Origin of the sequence: Pacificispira sp. (genome assembly GCF_965228185.1) — a bacterium.
Taxonomy (GTDB): domain Bacteria; phylum Pseudomonadota; class Alphaproteobacteria; order UBA8366; family Aestuariispiraceae; genus Pacificispira.
In genome coordinates this window covers 648,629-665,455 of sequence record NZ_CBDDHE010000006.1, presented here as the reverse complement: position 1 = coordinate 665,455, position 16,827 = coordinate 648,629, and the positions used below count along the sequence as shown (strand labels likewise).

The 16,827-nt window shown below is 63.5% G+C and carries 13 protein-coding genes and 1 tRNA gene; 10 read left to right on the top strand and 4 right to left on the bottom strand.

All coding sequences use genetic code 11. The features are described 5' to 3' along the window. Positions 1-22: 22 nt before the first annotated feature. Complete coding sequence (locus ACO06O_RS13795; protein WP_421880760.1) at positions 23-721, top strand: ATP12 family chaperone protein; 699 nt, start codon at positions 23-25, stop codon at positions 719-721. Between the two features lie 84 nt (positions 722-805). Beyond that, the gene (locus ACO06O_RS13790; RefSeq protein WP_421880758.1) at positions 806-2,338 is read left to right on the top strand and encodes an acyl-CoA carboxylase subunit beta; all 1,533 of its coding nucleotides are present in this window, start codon (positions 806-808) and stop codon (positions 2,336-2,338) included. 46 nt (positions 2,339-2,384) lie between these two features. On the opposite strand, the gene ACO06O_RS13785 is transcribed toward ACO06O_RS13790, so the two are convergent. Then, positions 2,385-2,843 (bottom strand): PAS domain-containing protein, encoded by a 459-nt coding sequence (locus tag ACO06O_RS13785; protein WP_421880755.1) that lies wholly within the window; start codon positions 2,841-2,843, stop codon positions 2,385-2,387. Positions 2,844-2,901: 58 nt separating this feature from the next. Here ACO06O_RS13785 and ACO06O_RS13780 point away from each other — a divergent pair, with 58 nt between their 5' ends. Then, positions 2,902-4,911 carry an acetyl-CoA carboxylase biotin carboxylase subunit gene (locus ACO06O_RS13780; RefSeq protein WP_421880751.1) on the top strand — a complete coding sequence of 670 codons (2,010 nt, stop codon included), beginning with the start codon at positions 2,902-2,904 and terminating at the stop codon, positions 4,909-4,911. A 19-nt stretch (positions 4,912-4,930) separates the two neighbouring features. On the opposite strand, the gene ACO06O_RS13775 is transcribed toward ACO06O_RS13780, so the two are convergent. Both ACO06O_RS13775 and ACO06O_RS13770 read right to left on the bottom strand, forming a co-directional pair. Beyond that, positions 4,931-6,388 carry a class I adenylate-forming enzyme family protein gene (locus ACO06O_RS13775; RefSeq protein WP_421880748.1) on the bottom strand — a complete coding sequence of 486 codons (1,458 nt, stop codon included), beginning with the start codon at positions 6,386-6,388 and terminating at the stop codon, positions 4,931-4,933. Continuing rightward, positions 6,381-7,337 (bottom strand): NAD(P)-dependent oxidoreductase, encoded by a 957-nt coding sequence (locus ACO06O_RS13770; protein WP_421880745.1) that lies wholly within the window; start codon positions 7,335-7,337, stop codon positions 6,381-6,383. The genes ACO06O_RS13775 and ACO06O_RS13770 overlap by 8 nt, the downstream gene beginning before the upstream one ends. A gap of 184 nt (positions 7,338-7,521) precedes the next feature. On the opposite strand from ACO06O_RS13770, the gene ipdC reads away from it, so the two are divergent. After that, entirely contained in the window at positions 7,522-9,156 is a 1,635-nt protein-coding gene (gene ipdC, locus ACO06O_RS13765) for an indolepyruvate/phenylpyruvate decarboxylase (RefSeq protein WP_421880742.1), read from the top strand. 50 nt (positions 9,157-9,206) lie between these two features. Next, positions 9,207-9,488, top strand: coding sequence for an acylphosphatase (locus tag ACO06O_RS13760; protein WP_421880739.1), 282 nt, complete (start codon positions 9,207-9,209; stop codon positions 9,486-9,488). 356 nt (positions 9,489-9,844) lie between these two features. Here the strand turns inward: ACO06O_RS13760 and lipB are convergent, their stop codons facing one another. Then, positions 9,845-10,555, bottom strand: coding sequence for a lipoyl(octanoyl) transferase LipB (lipB, locus tag ACO06O_RS13755; protein WP_421880737.1), 711 nt, complete (start codon positions 10,553-10,555; stop codon positions 9,845-9,847). Positions 10,556-10,666: 111 nt separating this feature from the next. On the opposite strand from lipB, the gene ACO06O_RS13750 reads away from it, so the two are divergent. The 5 genes from ACO06O_RS13750 (at position 10,667) to ACO06O_RS13730 (ending at position 16,794) form a co-directional block, all read left to right on the top strand. Further along, a tRNA-Leu gene (locus tag ACO06O_RS13750) sits at positions 10,667-10,753 on the top strand. A 135-nt stretch (positions 10,754-10,888) separates the two neighbouring features. Beyond that, positions 10,889-13,162: an NADP-dependent malic enzyme gene (locus ACO06O_RS13745; protein ID WP_421880734.1), complete on the top strand. Its 2,274-nt coding sequence runs from the start codon at positions 10,889-10,891 to the stop codon at positions 13,160-13,162. Positions 13,163-13,200: 38 nt separating this feature from the next. Continuing rightward, entirely contained in the window at positions 13,201-14,601 is a 1,401-nt protein-coding gene (gene mgtE / locus ACO06O_RS13740) for a magnesium transporter (protein WP_421880731.1), read from the top strand. Positions 14,602-14,654: 53 nt separating this feature from the next. Further along, positions 14,655-15,329 carry a hypothetical protein gene (locus ACO06O_RS13735; protein ID WP_421880728.1) on the top strand — a complete coding sequence of 225 codons (675 nt, stop codon included), beginning with the start codon at positions 14,655-14,657 and terminating at the stop codon, positions 15,327-15,329. Positions 15,330-15,678: 349 nt separating this feature from the next. After that, positions 15,679-16,794 (top strand): DMT family transporter, encoded by a 1,116-nt coding sequence (locus tag ACO06O_RS13730; protein WP_421880725.1) that lies wholly within the window; start codon positions 15,679-15,681, stop codon positions 16,792-16,794. Positions 16,795-16,827 lie beyond the last annotated feature (33 nt).

The window sequence follows — 16,827 nt, the reverse complement described above, 5'->3', positions numbered from 1 at the left end:
GCTTTTTTCATGGAAGGGCGCGATGAAACGATTCTACAAGACCAGCAGCACCGGCACGGTGGAGGGCGGATTCTCCGTCCTGTTGGACGGCAAACCCGTCCGCACGCCGGCCAAGGCGCCGCTGACCCTGCCCAGTCGGGCGCTGGCCGAGGCGGTGGCGGCGGAATGGGCGGATCAGGGCGACAAGATCGTCCCGGATACCATGCCGCAAATGACCCTGTCGGCGACCGCGATCGACCGCGTCACGGCCGCCGCTGCACAGGTCGCCGCGGACGCCGCGGGCTATGCCGGGTCCGATCTGCTGTGTTACCGCGCCGACACCCCGGTGGAACTGGCGCAGCGTCAGGCGGAAGGCTGGGATCCGGTTCTGGCCTGGGCGTCGGAACGGTATGACGTGCAGTTCCAGACGACCGCCGGGCTGATGCCGGTCGACCAGCCCGAGGAAACCCGGGCGCGGTTCCGGTCCCTCGCGGAGTCCTTCGACCCGTTCCAGTTGACCGCCGTTCATGTTCTGACGACGGCGACCGGCTCCTTCCTGCTGGCGCTTGCCGTGGTCGAAGGCCGTTGCGCGCCGGCGGAAGCCTTCGCCCTGTCCCGTATCGACGAGACCTATCAGGAGGAATTGTGGGGCGTCGACGAGGAGGCCGCCAAGCGCCGCGACCGGCTGGCGCAGGAAATCGATCAGGCGCATCGTTTCCTCTCCCTTCTCGCATCTGCGTAATCGTACCGCTGGTCACCGCCGTAACCGCCCTGTAAAACACTGGGTCGAAACAAGACGAAAACGCATTCAAGCGGGGGGATTCCCATGCAGGACATTCTTCAACGCCTGGAGGACATGCGCGCCGGGGCCCGGATGGGCGGCGGCCAGGCCAGGATCGACGCCCAGCACGGTAAGGGCAAACTGACGGCGCGGGAGCGGCTGGATCTGCTGCTGGACGAAGGGTCCTTCGAAGAATGGGACATGTTCGTCGAACATGACTGCACCGATTTCGGCATGGACGAGAACCGGGTGCCGGGCGACGGCGTCGTCACCGGGCACGGCCTGGTCAACGGCCGCCGGGTCTTCGTCTTCTCCCAAGACTTCACCGTCTTCGGCGGATCGCTTTCCGCGGCCCATGCCCGCAAGATCTGCAAGGTCATGGACCAGGCGATGAAGGTCGGCGTGCCGGTTATCGGCCTCAACGATTCCGGCGGCGCGCGGATCCAGGAAGGCGTCGCCTCTCTGGCCGGATATGCCGATGTGTTTCAGCGCAACGTGCTGGCCTCCGGTGTCGTGCCGCAGATTTCCATGATCATGGGGCCCTGCGCCGGCGGCGCGGTCTACTCGCCCGCCATGACCGACTTCATCTTCATGGTCCAGGATTCGTCCTACATGTTCGTGACGGGGCCGGAGGTCGTGAAAACCGTCACCAATGAGACGGTAACCGCCGAGGAGCTGGGCGGCGCGTCGACCCATACGTCAAAATCCGGCGTCGCCGATCTGGCCTTCGAAAACGATGTCGAGGCGATCCTGCAGCTGCGCCGTTTCCTGGGCTTCCTGCCGCTGAACAACAAGGAACAGCCGCCGCATCGGCCGACGGACGACCCGATCGACCGCCCGGACCTGTCCCTGGACACGCTGGTGCCGCCGAATCCGAACAAGCCCTACGATATCAAGGAACTGATCCATAAGATCTCGGACGAGGGCGACTTCTTCGAGCTGCAGCCGAACAATGCGGCGAATATCGTCGTCGGCTTCGCGCGGATCGAAGGCCACCCGGTCGGCATCGTCGCCAACCAGCCCATGGTTCTGGCCGGCTGCCTGGACATTGCCAGCTCGATCAAGGCCGGCCGTTTCGTGCGCTTCTGCGACGCGTTCAATATCCCCATCGTGACCCTGGTCGACGTCCCCGGCTTCCTGCCCGGCACGGCCCAGGAATATGGCGGAATCATCAAGCACGGCGCCAAGCTGCTCTACGCCTATGCCGAGGCGACGGTGCCGAAGGTCACGGTCATCACCCGCAAGGCCTATGGCGGTGCCTATGACGTCATGGCGTCCAAGCATCTGCGCGGTGACGTGAACTATGCCTGGCCGTCGGCGGAAATCGCGGTCATGGGCCCGAAAGGCGCGGTGGAGATCATCTTCCGCGGCGACCGCGACGATCCGGAGAAGCTGGCGGAGAAAGAGGCAGAGTATCGGGCCAAATTCGCCAATCCCTTCGTCGCCGGAAAGCACGGCTTCATCGACGACGTCATCATGCCCCACAACACCCGCCGCCGCGTGGCCCGGGCGCTATCCATGCTGCGCACCAAGGACCTGAAGAACCCGTGGAAGAAACACGGGAACATTCCGCTCTGACGCGGACGGTCCAATGGGTCAGATTTGCACGATGAGGCGCAGGGTGTCAGGGCTTCGGGATATAGTCGCAGCAGACGAAGATCATATCGACGGTGCGGCCGTCTTCGGCCAGCGGCATCAGTATATCTTCGATCTCGTAGATTTCCTTCTTGGGGCCGACATAGGGCGCACGGGTGCTCATCGGCAGGCCGGAATTCGCGACCTTTTCCCAGGCGTTCCAGATGACGGTGCCGGGGCCCTGCTGCTCTGTGTCGCGGATGCGGCACCCGGTCAGATCCTTGATCCAGAAATCGCGATGCCGCGTCCCGATCAGGCGAAAACGGAAATCCAGATCCGGGTCGCGAATGACATCCATCAGCATGACATTCGGCAGGAACCGAACCATGCGATCAGGCAGGATGTCGCGCCGGGCCGGCAGGATGTCGTCCCGAACCAAACCGCACCAGTATTCGTAAGCCGCCGCATTCGCGCCGGATTTGAAATTCATGGGCCTGATGATTGCCATGGCCGTCTTTCACTCCCCACGAAACACTAACTGAGTTTCCGGAAGGATTGGGAAAAACATGTTCAAGAAGATCCTGATTGCCAACCGGGGCGAAATCGCCTGCCGCGTGATGCGCACCGCGCATAAGATGGGCATCACCCCCGTCGCGGTTTATTCCGAGGCCGATGCCGAGGCGCTGCATGTGAAGACGGCGCTGGCGCTGGGCGGAGAGGCGGTGCCGGTCGGTCCCGCAGCCTCGTCGGAAAGCTATCTGGTCATCGACCGGATCGTCGAGGCCTGCAAGCAGACCGGGGCCGAAGCCGTGCATCCGGGCTATGGTTTCCTCAGCGAGAACAAGAATTTCGCCCTGCGCCTGGAAAAGGAAGGCATTGCTTTCATCGGTCCGCCGGTCGGCGCGATCGAGGCGATGGGCGACAAGATCGAATCCAAGAAGATCGCCCAGGCCGCCGGGGTCAATACGGTGCCGGGCCATCTGGCGGCCGTGACGGACCCCGAAGAGGCGGTTCGGATCTCCAAGGAAATCGGCTATCCGGTGATGCTGAAAGCGTCGGCCGGGGGCGGCGGCAAGGGCATGCGCCTGGCCTGGAACGATGCCGAGGCGCGGTCCGGCCTGGTTTCCGCCATGAACGAGGGCCGCAACAGTTTCGGCGACGACCGCGTCTTCATCGAGAAGTTCATCGAGGAGCCGCGCCATATCGAAATCCAGGTCATGGCCGACGGCCATGGCAATTGCGTCTATCTGGGCGAACGCGAATGTTCCATCCAGCGCCGCCACCAGAAGGTCATCGAGGAAGCACCGTCGCCTTTCCTGGACGAGGCGACCCGCAAGGCCATGGGCGAGCAGGCCGTCGCCCTGTCGAAACAGGTGAATTACCGCACCGCCGGAACCGTCGAGTTCATCGTCGACAAGAACCGGAACTTCTATTTCCTGGAAATGAACACCCGTCTGCAGGTCGAACATCCGGTGACGGAATTCGTGACCGGTTTCGATCTGGTCGAGTTGATGATCCGCGTGACAAACGGCGAAAAGCTGCCCTTCACCCAGAAGGATGTGACGCTGAAGGGCTGGGCCATCGAGGCGCGGCTTTATGCCGAAGACGCCGAGCGTGGATTCCTGCCCTCTACCGGCCGTTTGAGCCGCTATATCGAACCGGGCGCGCAGGACAATCGCGTGCGCGTCGACAGCGGCTGTTACGAGGGCGCCGAGATTTCCATGTTCTACGACCCGATGATCTCGAAGCTGATCGTCGGCGGGAAGGACCGGGCCGAGGCGATCCAGGAGATGCGCCGGGCCATCGACGGCTATCATGTGCGCGGCCTGAGCCACAACATGCCCTTCCTGGCCAATCTGGCGAAGCATCCGCGTTTCGCCGAGGGGCAGATCACGACGAATTTCATCGCCGAGGAATATCCCGATGGTCTGACCGAAGACCATCTGAAGCCGGAAGATTCGGGGCTGTTCGCCGCCGTCGCCGCCGTCATTCAGGACCGGTTCGAGGCCCGCGAACGCCGCCTGACCGGTCAGGAGGAGAACCGCGCTCCGAAGCTGCCGACGGACTACACCGTCTTTCTGGGCGACAAGGACCTGACCGAGGTGACCTTGCATCTGGAGCGGTTGGCCGACGGAACGCGGCTGACGATCGATGGTCGGGAAATTGTCGTCGAAAGTGGCTGGAAGCCGGGTTCTCCGATCTTCCGTGCCAGTATCGACGGGGCCGAACGCCTGTTCCAGATCGACCGCGACGGCGCGGGGTTCGTCCTAAGCCATGACGGCGCGCGCATCCGGGCGCTGGTGCTGGAAAGCCGGCACGCGAAGCTGCGCCGGTTGATGCCCTACAAGCCGCCGCCGGACATGTCGAAATTCCTGCTGTCGCCGATGCCGGGCCTGTTGGTCCGCCTGATGGTTCAGGAAGGCGATACGGTCGAAGCCGGCAAGGAACTGGCCGTCGTGGAAGCCATGAAGATGGAAAACGTGCTGCGCGCAACCAGCGGCGGCACGGTCCTGAAGGCCCACGCCGCGGAGGGCGACAGCCTGGCGGTCGACCAACCGATCCTGGAATTCGAATGATGCGGACGGCGGGGCGGCGTCAGCCTTCCCGCCGGTTCAACGCGTCCAGCACCGCCTGGCGCTGGACCTTGCCGCTCGTCGTGCGCGGGATCTGATTGACGGTCAGGATGTTGATCGTGCCGATCAGGTCGGGCAGGGCGGTCGAAACCAGATCGGCCAAGGCATCGAAGGGCATCTCCGCAGCGCTGACGACGGCGACCCAGATCTCGTTCTCGCCCTTGGCGTTCGGCCGGGATAGCAGGCAGGCATCCGCGATTTCCGGCAGGGCGGTCAGAACACGTTCGTGCTCATCGGCGGAGAATTTTACGCCCCCGACATTTATCAGGGAATCTTCCCGGCCCAGGATACGGAACAGCGTCGCGTCCGGTTTCAGGCCGACATCGCCGGGATAGAACCAGCCGTCGTGGAATTTCTCGGCGCTGGCCCGCGCGTTATAGATATAGCCCGGCACCATGCCGGTCTTCCGGATGCGGACGATCCCCTCCGCGCCCGGCGGCAGCGGCCGGTGATCCCCATCGACGATCTGGACCTCGGAACCGGGGCAGCATTGGTAACTGCCGTCGGTCAGCCGCACCGCAATGGTGCCCAGCTCGTTCGTGGCATAGGTTTCGAACAGCCGGATATCCGGCCGTGCCTGACGGAATCGCGCCCGAACCGGCTCGGGGACCGCCCCGCCGTAACTGGTGATCGTCAGCCCCTCAGGTAGGGCCAGCAACGTCTCGTCCGATTCCAGCATCGTGAAATGGAAGGGCAGGACGGCCGTATGGGTCGCCTTCTTCTCCGCCAGGCCGTCCCACAATTCGGACAAGCCGACATGGATGCCGGTCCCACCGGCGCGCAGACAGGCGGAAGCCTGGAACTGCGCGCCCTGGAATGTATAGGGCATGCAGTGGACAAAACGGGACGCGGCGGAAAACCCGACCATCCATTGAATGACGTCCAGCCGCCGTTCGGTCTGGCCCAGCGTGATCGCAATGACCTTGGGCGTGCCGGTCGTGCCGGAACTGGTGACCATGCGGTAGACCGATGCCGGGTCGATCGGGGGCTTGGGCGGATCGCCCGCCGCCTTGAGCCCGGCACCCAATGTGGCGATCCCCATGGTCCTGCGCGCCGCGCCCGCCAGCGGCCGGTCGCTCAAGACCAGGTCGGCATGGGCCAGCATTTCGGCATGATCCTGCGCGGCCGCGTCGGGCAGGAAGGACGCGCTGGCCGCGCCGAGGCTCTCCAGCGCCAGGATCAGGGGCATATGATCCAGAAGCCCCGTCCATTCCACGCAGGCAAATCCGCCCGGTCCGATCCCGGCCTGCGCCAGGGCGGACGCGGCGAACCGCGCCCGATCCCGCAGTTCCGAAAAACTCAGGGACCGCCCATCCGCGATCAACGCCGTCGCCTGGGGGCGAAGGGCGGCGTGGAAGGACAGGTAGTCGCCCGTGCGGGCGACACCGTCTTTCGGCTGGAGGGGCGCTGGGTCAGCCACGTCGGGCGGTCACCTCGTATCCTGGTTCTTCCGGTTCGTCGTCGACCAGTTCCGCCGGGAAGCCGGGCGCGACGATGTGCATGTCACAGGCGTCTTCCAGGCGTCGGATGATGTTGGACGACCATTCGCGCGGGCCATAGCGGTCCTGACCGTCCTCAAATATCTTAATCAGCAACGGGTTCAGTTCCAAGGGAACGCCGACTTTGTCCGCGACGCTTTGGAACAGGCCGATATCCTTCAGCACCAGATCCATCGTGAAGCTGATGTCGCGGCTGCCGTTCAGGATGACCTGGCTTTCGGTCTCGTGAACGAAGGAGTTGCCGGACGAGATCTTGATGCCTTCGAAGGCCATGCCGAGATCCAGCCCGGACTTGCCGGCGACCATCAGCGCCTCGCAGACGCTGACCAGATTGGCGGTCGCCAGATAATTGGTGATGACCTTCAGAATCGATGCACTGCCCAGCGGGCCGGTATGCAGGACCCGGCGGCCCAACACGGTCAGGACCGGCAGCAGGCGTTCGAAGGTCGCCCGTTCGCAGCCCGCGAAGATCGCGATGTTGCCGGTATCGGCGCGGTGACAACCGCCGGAGACGGGGCAGTCGACGGGCGCCGCACCCTTGGCCTCGACCAGTTTGCCCAGGCGCGTGATCTCGGCGCTGTCGGTCGTGCTCATCTCCGCCCAGATCTTGCCGTCGGACAGGCCGGCAAGGATGCCGTCCTCGGCCTCCATCACGGCGGCGCTGGCGGCGGGGGAAGGCAGGCAAGTGATGATGATATCGCAGGCCTCGGCCATCGCCTTCGGACTGTCGGCCCATGCCGCGCCGCCGTCCAGGAAACGCTGGGCGGTCTCCCGGTTCAGGTCACGGACCGTCAGGTCCACACCATTGCGCAACAGGCTGCCCGCCAGCTTGCCGCCAACATTGCCCAGTCCGATAAAACCAATTTTCATTCAGTACGCTCCCTTGCAGGTGAGTAACGGCATTGCCGATTTGTGGAGATTGCGCCGCGTAGCGTTTCACGGATTCCGGCGCTTGCATATCGTGTGTTGCGTATTTTGGGACCCCAATTGCGCCAAAAATTTTCACTGGTCATAGTGCTGAAATCAACGGTGCGACCGGACAGGGGACAATGCGATGCCGGGATTGGCGGAGGCGGTTCTGACCGCCCTGAAAGCGCGTGGCGCGGGGGAGGTCTTCGGCATTCCGGGCGACTTCGCCCTGCCGTTCTTCAAGATCATGGAATCGAGCGCGATCCTGCCGCTCTATACCTTGAGCCACGAGCCGGGCGTCGGCTTCGCTGCCGATGGGGCCGCGCGGTTCACCAGCCGCCTGTCGGTTGCCTGCGTCACCTATGGGGCGGGCGCACTGAACATGATCAACCCGGTCGCCCAGGCCTATGCGGAGAAGACGCCGATGGTCGTCATCTCGGGCGCGCCTGGGGCGGGGGAGGGATCGCGCGGCCTGTTGCTGCACCACCAGGTAAAGCGACTCGATTCGCAATGGGAGATATTCAAGGAACTGACCTGCGATCAGGCGCGGCTGGACGATCCGGCGACGGCCCCGGCGCAGATCGCGCGGGTGCTGGACCGCTGCCTGCACGAATCCCGTCCGGTCTATCTGGAAATCCCGCGCGACCTGGTTGCCGCCGATGTTGCGCCGGTACCGGACTATCAGCCGCCGCAGGGCCATGCCGAAGCGGCGCAATCGGCGGCGCGCGAAGTCCTGGCCCGGCTAAAGGCTGCCGCGCGGCCGGCATTGATGGTCGGCGTCGAGGCGCGGCGCTACGGCGTTGAAGAAAAGATCGCCGAACTGGCCCGGGTTCTGAAAATCCCGGTCACGACCAGTTTCATGGGACGCGGCCTGATGGCGGGCAAGAACATCCCGCTGGCCGGCACCTATCTGGGCGCGGCGGGCAAGCCGGAGGTCAGCGCCGTCGTCGAGCAATCCGATTGCCTGCTGATGCTGGGTGTCATCCTGTGCGACACGAATTTCGGCGTTTCCGGCGGCAAGGTCGATATGCGTCACGCGGTCCATGCCTTCGACGGACAGGTGCGCGTCGGCCTGCATTACTATCCCGAAGTCTTGTTGGGCGCCTTCGTCGATGCGCTGCTGAAAGAGGCCGAGGCGCTGGGCGATGCCCGGTCCGGGCTGCGGCCGCATGACCTGGGGCCGTTGCAGGCGGATGGCGAGATGCTGCACCCGATGGACATCGCGCGCGGTATCAACGATCTGTTCGACCGGCACGGGGTCATGCCGATGACGTCGGATATGGGCGACTGTCTGTTCACGGCGATGGATATCGACAATTCCGAACTGGCCGCGCCGGGTTATTACGCCAGTATGGGATTCGGTGTGCCGGGCGGGTTGGGCGTACAGGCGGCGACGGGACGGCGTCCGCTGATTCTGGTCGGCGACGGTGCGTTTCAGATGACCGGCTGGGAATTGGGCAACTGCCGAAAATACGGATGGAATCCGATTGTCGTGCTGTTCAACAATGCCAGTTGGGAAATGCTGCGCGTGTTCCAGCCGGGGCCGGGCTATCACGACCTGCCGGACTGGCAATTCGCCAATCTGGCCGACGGGCTGGGCGGGCGCGGGCACCGGGTTACGACCCGCGCCGAACTGGCCGCTGCGCTGGAAGCGGCCCATGCCGATGAAAGCCGGTTCCAACTGATCGAGGCGATGCTGCCCCGGGGCGCGATCTCGGACACTTTGCAGCGGTTCGTCGACGCCATTCGGTCCTTGTCTGCCCTGGCGCAGGACGGGTAGTGTCCGCGCCCGTGGGGGGCCTTGCGCATTTCCGAAGAGGAGTTAGGGCCGTGACGGATCGACATGTCCATGTGGTGGTCGAAGGGAAAGTTCAGGGCGTGTGGTTTCGCGCTTGGACGGAAAAGGCCGCCAACAGGCACGGCCTCGCCGGATGGGTGCGCAACCGGTCGGACGGCACCGTCGAAGCGGTGTTCAGCGGTCCGCCGGACAGTATCGACATCATGCTGACGGATTGCCGGGACGGCCCGCCCCTGGCGCAGGTCACGGGTCTGCAGGTCACGGATTGCGAGGCGCCCGGAACCAAAGGTTTTCAGATTCGTCCTGATGGATAAGAGGACGTGAAGTCAAATCCGGAATGGGTTTAGGCATTCGCGCTGCTGCAACGCACAATTACTCTGTGTGCGCTGCGAATACATGACTTGAGGGTGCAAAATCGGGCCGTCGACTGTCGAAAATGGCGCGAATACGGCGTTTTTGTCCAATTGGGAGTCGGTTTTCCGCTACTGTGGCCCCGATCTTGCGTTACGCTAGGGGACCGGCGCTGCATCGGACTAGGCGGCAGGCGGTCAGCGACAGAAGACCAAAACCCTGGAAGGTCGATATGACGATGGACGAGAAGGAACGGAATCAGGACCACCCGTTGCGGGGTCCGCATCCGACCGACTGACCCGCCGAGCCGGCTGCGGGGTCACACCTTGCGGCCGATCGGTCCGAATACTTCCGCGAAGGCGGATTCCAGCGCGACGTCCAGATCGTGCAGGGTCGCTGGCAGGCCCAGATCGACCAGGGATGTCACGCCCAGATTCGCATCGCCGATACCGCAGGGCACGATGCCGCCGAAATGCGACAGGTCGGGTTCGACATTGATCGCGATGCCGTGAAACGTGACCCAGCGCCGGACCCGCACCCCGATCGCGGCGATTTTGTCCTCGCGCCCGTTCCCCCCAGGGCCCGTTCTGGCGACCCAGATTCCGACCCGGCCCTCGCGCCGCTCGCCGACAACATTGAAATGTGCCAGCGCCCGGATCACCCATTCTTCCAGATCATGGACATAGCAGCGCACATCCGCGCCGCGTTCCTTCAGATCCAGCATGGCATAGGCAATGCGCTGGCCCGGCCCGTGATAGGTATACTGTCCGCCGCGCCCGGTCTGATAGACCGGGAACCGGTCGGGCGTCAGCAGGTCTTCCGGTTTCGAACTGGTCCCGGCGGTGTAGAGCGGCGGATGCTCCAGAAGCCAGACCTGCTCCGGCGCGCCCTCGGCCCGGATCGCGGCGGCCCGCGCCTCCATTTCCGACAGGGCGGTTTCGTAGTCCGTCAGCCCGTCGGAGATGCGCCATTCCGGCCGCGCCGTCTCGCTGCGCCGCGCCGAATTGCAGGCTGTTGCCGTCTCGCTCATCGTTCCGTCGATTTCCTGGGTTTCCAGCACTCCGCCCGCTTGATCGGGCGCGTACGATTGGCTATACCATCGGCCTTCCGGGGGCGAAACCCCTCGGCCCGGCATGATTGTGCGGTCGTGGCGGAATTGGTAGACGCGCAGCGTTGAGGTCGCTGTCCGGTAACACGGGTGGAAGTTCGAGTCTTCTCGACCGCACCATTGCCTGCCCCCGATTGGCGCTAAGCGCTGAAGGGAGGCTCTTTCCCCCACCGGCAAATTCGCTAAGATGATGGCGCTGCATCGGTCGGCCGCGAGTCCGCGCCGGGTTATCATTCAATCGGGGGATATCCACGCATGGCGAAGAATTTCGACCAGGAGGCGCTGTACTATCACCGGCTGCCTCCCTACGGGAAACTGAGCGTCGTCGCGACCAAGCCGCTGGCCAATCAGCGTGACTTGAGCCTGGCCTATTCGCCCGGCGTCGCCGCCGCCTGCCGCGAGATCGAACGCGATCCGGCGGAGGCCGCGACCCTGACGGCACGCGCGAATTTGGTCGGCGTCATCTCCAACGGCACGGCCGTGCTGGGCCTGGGCTCCATCGGTCCTCTGGCGGCCAAGCCGGTGATGGAGGGCAAGGCCGTCCTGTTCAAGAAATTCGCCGGGATCGACGTCTTCGATATCGAAGTCGACGAGAAGGATGTCGACCGGTTCTGCAATGTCGTCGCGGCGCTGGAACCGACCTTCGGCGGGATCAATCTGGAAGACATCAAGGCGCCGGAATGTTTCGAGATCGAACGCCGCCTGCGCGAGAAGATGAACATCCCGGTTTTCCATGACGATCAGCACGGCACGGCAATCATAGTGTCCGCCGCCGTGTTCAACGCTCTGGAACTGGTCGGCAAGAAATTCGAGGACATCAAGATCGTGGCGTCCGGCGCCGGCGCGGCCGCGCTGGCCTGTCTGGCGATGTTGGAGGCGATGGGCGCGCGGCGTGAGAATATCTGGGTCACCGATATCGACGGCCTGGTCTATGAGGGCCGCGAACAGATGGATCCCTATAAGGGGATCTATGCCCAGAAATCGGACCTGCGCAGCTTGAACGACGTGATCGACGGGGCCGATGTCTTCCTGGGCCTCTCCGCGCCGAATGTGCTGACCCCGGATATGGTAAAGCGCATGGGCAAGGCGCCGATCATCATGGCGCTGGCCAATCCGAACCCGGAGATCCTGCCGGAAGATGCGCAGGAGGCACGCCCTGACGCCATCGTCGCCACGGGCCGTTCCGATTACCCGAACCAGGTAAACAATGTCCTGTGCTTCCCCTTCATTTTCCGCGGCGCGCTGGATGTCGGTGCGACGACGATCAACGAGGAAATGAAAGTCGCTGCCGCCAAGGCCATCGCCGCCCTGGCGCGGCGTGAGGTCTCGGAAGTGGTCGCCAAGGCCTATGGCAAGACCGGCGGCTTCGGCAAGGAACACCTGATCCCGAAGCCCTTCGATCCGCGACTGATCCTGGAAATCGCCCCTGCCGTCGCCAAGGCGGCGATGGAAACCGGCGTCGCGACCCGCCCGATCGAGGATTTCGAAGCCTATAACGCGCGGTTGGAAAGCTTCGTCTATCGGTCCGGCACGGTGATGAAGCCGATCTTCGACCGTGCCATCGGCGATCCGAAACGCGTCGTTTATGCCGAGGGCGAGGAGGAGCGCGTGCTGCGCGCCGTCCAGGTCGTGGTCGACGACAAGATTGCCCATCCGATCCTGATCGGTCGCCGCAAGGTCGTAAAGAACCGGATCGAGAAACTGGGACTGCGGTTGAAGATCGACCGGGACTTCGAACTCTGCGATCCGGAAAACGACCCGCGCTATAAGGATTACTGGACCGAATATCACGATCTGACGGGCCGACAGGGCGTGTCGCCCGAACTGGCGCGCGAGGTCGTGCGCACCCGGACGACGGTGATCGGCGCGCTGATGGTGCGTTTGGGCCAGGCCGATGCGCTGATCTGCGGCACGATCGGGCGGTTCCGCGATCATCTGAAGCATGTCCGCAGGGTCATCGGTGTCCGTTCCGGCGCGCGCGACTTTTCGACCCTGAACATGCTGATCCTGAACAAGGGGATCTATTTCTTCGCCGATACCCATGTCAGCTTCGACCCGACGGCGGAAGAGGTCGCCGAAATGGCGATACTGGCGGCGGACGAGGTGAAGCGCTTCGGGATCGAACCGAAGATCGCACTGCTGTCCCATGCGAATTTCGGCAGTTCGGATTCGCCGACATCGATCAAAATGCGTCAGGCGGTTGCCATTTTGCAGCGCGAGACCGATCTTGAAGTGGAAGGCGAGATGCATGCCGATACGGCGTTGGATGAAACGCTGCGGGCGACATTGCTGCCGGACAACAAGCTGACCGGGCTGGCGAACCTGTTGATCATGCCGACCCTGGATGCTGCGAATATCGCATATAATGCGGTTAAGATGCTGGGGGACGGGTTGTCTGTGGGGCCGATCATGGTCGGCGCCTCGCGGCCGGTGCATGTGTTGACGACGTCGGTGACCGCGCGCGGCATCGTCAATATGACCGCGGTCGCCGTGGTCGACGCGCAAATGGAAACCCGGCCCGCGGAGTGATTGGGCCGGCGAACAGGCTGGGATAGGCGGACCACGCGATGTCGGAGGCCCTGGAACAGACGGAATCGGAGGACGCGGACGCGTTCGACGAACTCTATGGTCTCAGTCACGAGATCGTCGAGGCCGTCGAGACCGCCGTCGACGAAGGCGAATCGCCCAGCGCGATCCGGGCGCTGGTCATCCCGCTGCACGCCGCCGATCTGGCCGACCTATTGGAGCGACTGCCCAAGGACGACCGGCTGGCCGTCGTGCACGCGCTGGGTGAAGAGCTCGATTCCGACGTCTTCTCCTATCTCGACGATTCGGTGCGCGAGAGTATCGTCGACGAGCTGCCGAACGCCGTTCTGGCCAATATCGTCCGCGATCTGGAATCCGACGACGTCATCGATTTCCTGGAGGATCTGGACGAGGAGGATCAGCGCGAGATCCTGGACAGCGTCCCCGCCGAGGACCGCGTTCTCTACGAACAAAGCCTGAGTTTCCCGGAATATTCCGCCGGCCGCCTGATGCGGCGCGAGACGGTGACGATTCCGGAATTCTGGACCGTTGGTCAGACCATCGACTTCATGCGCGGGGAGGAGACGGACCTTCCGGACGATTTCTATAATCTGATCGTCGTGACCCCGGCCCATAAGCCGGTCGGTCTGGTGCAGCTTTCGAAACTGCTGCGGACCAAGCGCGTGGTGCCGATCTCGGCGGTAATGGAAACCGACAACAAGGTCATGCCCGCGGATATGGACCAGGAGGACGTGGCCTTCCTGTTCCGGCAATACGGGCTGGTCGAAGCGCCGGTCGTCGACGGCGACGGGCGCCTGGTCGGGGTGCTGACCATCGACGATATCGTCGACGTCATGGACGAAGAGCATGAGGACGACATCCTGAAACTCGGCGGCGTCAGCGAGGACGATTTCTATTCCGACTTCATGGAAACGACCCGGCTGCGCTTCTCCTGGCTGATGGTCAATCTGGCGACCGCGATTGTCGCGTCGCTGGTCATCGCGCTGTTCGAAGATGCGTTGACCAAGGTCGTGGCGCTGGCGGTGCTGATGCCGATCGTCGCCTCCATGGGCGGCAACGCAGGGACCCAGACGCTGACGGTCGCCGTGCGGGCCTTGGCGACCAATGAACTGACGACCAAGAACGCGCTCAGAATCCTGGTCAAGGAAGTCCTGGTTGGCGGGGCGAATGGCATCCTGTTCGCCATCATCATGGGCATCATCGCCTGGCTGTGGTTCAGCGACCCGTTGCTGGGCGGCGTGATCGCCGTTGCCATGATCGCCAATCTTGTGATTGCCGGCCTGTGCGGAGTGCTCATCCCCCTGGGGATCGAAAAGATGGGCCAGGATCCGGCCATTGCGTCGACGGTCTTCCTGACGACGATCACCGATGTCGTCGGATTTTTCGTTTTCCTGGGCCTGGCAAGCTGGGTCCTGCTCTAGGCACGACTCTTGCTTTGTTGGCGGGGTATAACCGTCAAGCCAGGGCCGTTCTCATGCCGCAGACCTTCAGTTCCGACATTTTCCGCGTCGCCACCGCCTATGAGGCGTCCAAGGAATCCCGCACGGTCGTGCCGAATGCGGCCGAGGGGGTGCGGGCCCAGGGCCGGGCGCGATTTTATGATGCGCTGGCCGGGCGTTACGGCCTGCCGGGATCGATCTACGGGGAGGGAAGCCGCGACGACACCGCGCGCAATCCGGTCTCCGACTATTTCAATCTACGCGCCATGACCTTCAACCAGACCGACGGACTGGCCGACATGCTGCGCGATACGGGCCGGTTGGATCGGACGGACAGCGACCTTCTGAGCTACCGGTTGGGCGGATTATCCTATGCCGGCGACGCGGTTTTCTCGACCTCCCCCGTTGCGCAATTCGCGCGGCAAATGGCAGGCGCGCGCGGGACGGACCGGACGACGGACCTGATCGCCCAGCAGGAAGAACAGTTGCGCTACCTGACTGAGAACGGTGCCGATCCAAAGGCGATCCGGGGGGCACGGAACGTGCTGACGCAACTGCGCCAGCTTCAGATCGAACAGAGCCTATACGCCCAATTCGACTCCGCGCGGGACCGACGCTCCGGGAATGACGGCGGGATCGGTCCTTTCGGCGCGTCTGTGGATATGATCAGCCTGCCGCCTTCAGCCATCGCCCTGTTCTCTCAGCGCTAATTCCCGGTACTGCCCCCAAAAAGTCGCCGCCGCCCGAGTGGGTCTCGGACGGCGGCGGGGCGGGGAGGGAATGTGTGAACACAAGTCGAAGGCGTTCACGAGAAAAATCTAACATCCTGTGCGAGCACTTGGGAAGAGAAATATGTCCTATAAGGCGCTTTGGGTAAAAATAATCGAGTATTTAGTGTATTTTGAATCGACTTCTGCGAGCGGTCGGCGGGCAGTTTCCCTTCAGCCATTCTTGATGTGAATAAATCGAAATTTCCGATACAAAGAAAAAGTTAATTCGTTATGCGCGATACCGAAACCGCCTTAGCGTGGCCGCGATTCACCCCGCCGGAGCAAGGCCATGGCCGCAGGAACGATCGCCCAGACGCAAACGGAAGACAGCGGTTCGATGCTCGGCGTCTGGCTGTTGTCCCTCGGTCTGCTGATCTTCACCTTTCAGGATGTGATCGTCCGGGAACTGAGCAGCGGCTATCCGGTTCATGAATTGATTTTCCTGCGCGGCACCTTGGCGATCTGGCTGATGGGCTTCTATGTCTATTGGCGCTACGGCTTCGCCGGGTTCAGGATCTACCTGCCGTGGCTTGTCGTGCTGCGCGGCATGATCGGCGTGACCTGTTTCACCTTCTATTATCTGGCGCTGGCGAAGCTGACTCTGGCCGACACGGTCACCATCACCTTCGCCAGCCCGATCGTCATCGCGGTCCTGTCGGTCCTGATCTTGAAGGAACCGGTCGGCTGGCGGCGCTGGTGTGCCATTCTCTTCGGTTTCCTGGGGGTGATCGTCGTGGTCGGGCCGGCCGGACAATTCGACGATCCGGCGGTTCTGTTCGCGATCGGCGGTACGGTGACCTATGCCATTCAGAACATCACCACGCGGTTCCTGCGCAACGGCATGACCGGCCCCGGCATCGCCTTCTATCAAATGGCGCTGTTCGTCACCTTCAGCGGGATCGCCGGGCTGATCCTGGGGCATGGCGCGTTCTTCGACGACGGACAGCATGCCAGCATCCAGTTCTTCTTGCGGCCCTGGCAAATTCCGGAATGGACGGATTACGGGTTCATTGCCATCACCAGCGTGATCGCGGCCGTCGGGTTCATTCTACTGACCAATGCCTATGCCGTCTCGTCGCCCGCCCTGGTCGCGCCGTTCGAGTATACCGGCGTGCTGTGGGGAGTCATTGCCGGATGGGTCTTCCTGAACGAGGTCCCGGGCCTGTGGACGGTGGCGGGCGCGCTGATGATCGTCGGCAGCGGCCTGTACATTCTCTACCGGGAATCCCGGCATGGCAGCCCGGCGCGGTCGCCGCACAATCCGGCGTCGGCAATGCCGGACCCGCCGGATGTCGATGTCCGGAATCCGCCGGAAGCCGAGCGGCTGCTGGAGATCCTGTCCCCCGCCACGCCGCCAGCCGCCGACCCGGCCGCGCCCCCGGCCGATAACCGCTCGCCCGCCTGACCGGCCGGAGGCATCTCCGCACCCGAATACCGT

Bases quoted from the DNA above. Each gene is read 5' to 3' on its own strand.
- ACO06O_RS13795 (WP_421880760.1), top strand. From the start codon at position 23: ATGAAACGATTCTACAAGACCAGCAGCACCGGCACGGTGGAGGGCGGA.
- ACO06O_RS13790 (WP_421880758.1), top strand. From the start codon at position 806: ATGCAGGACATTCTTCAACGCCTGGAGGACATGCGCGCCGGGGCCCGG.
- ACO06O_RS13785 (WP_421880755.1), bottom strand. From the start codon at position 2,843: ATGGCAATCATCAGGCCCATGAATTTCAAATCCGGCGCGAATGCGGCG.
- ACO06O_RS13780 (WP_421880751.1), top strand. From the start codon at position 2,902: ATGTTCAAGAAGATCCTGATTGCCAACCGGGGCGAAATCGCCTGCCGC.
- ACO06O_RS13770 (WP_421880745.1), bottom strand. From the start codon at position 7,337: ATGAAAATTGGTTTTATCGGACTGGGCAATGTTGGCGGCAAGCTGGCG.
- ipdC (WP_421880742.1), top strand. From the start codon at position 7,522: ATGCCGGGATTGGCGGAGGCGGTTCTGACCGCCCTGAAAGCGCGTGGC.
- lipB (WP_421880737.1), bottom strand. From the start codon at position 10,555: ATGAGCGAGACGGCAACAGCCTGCAATTCGGCGCGGCGCAGCGAGACG.
- ACO06O_RS13745 (WP_421880734.1), top strand. From the start codon at position 10,889: ATGGCGAAGAATTTCGACCAGGAGGCGCTGTACTATCACCGGCTGCCT.
- mgtE (WP_421880731.1), top strand. From the start codon at position 13,201: ATGTCGGAGGCCCTGGAACAGACGGAATCGGAGGACGCGGACGCGTTC.
- ACO06O_RS13735 (WP_421880728.1), top strand. From the start codon at position 14,655: ATGCCGCAGACCTTCAGTTCCGACATTTTCCGCGTCGCCACCGCCTAT.
- ACO06O_RS13730 (WP_421880725.1), top strand. From the start codon at position 15,679: ATGGCCGCAGGAACGATCGCCCAGACGCAAACGGAAGACAGCGGTTCG.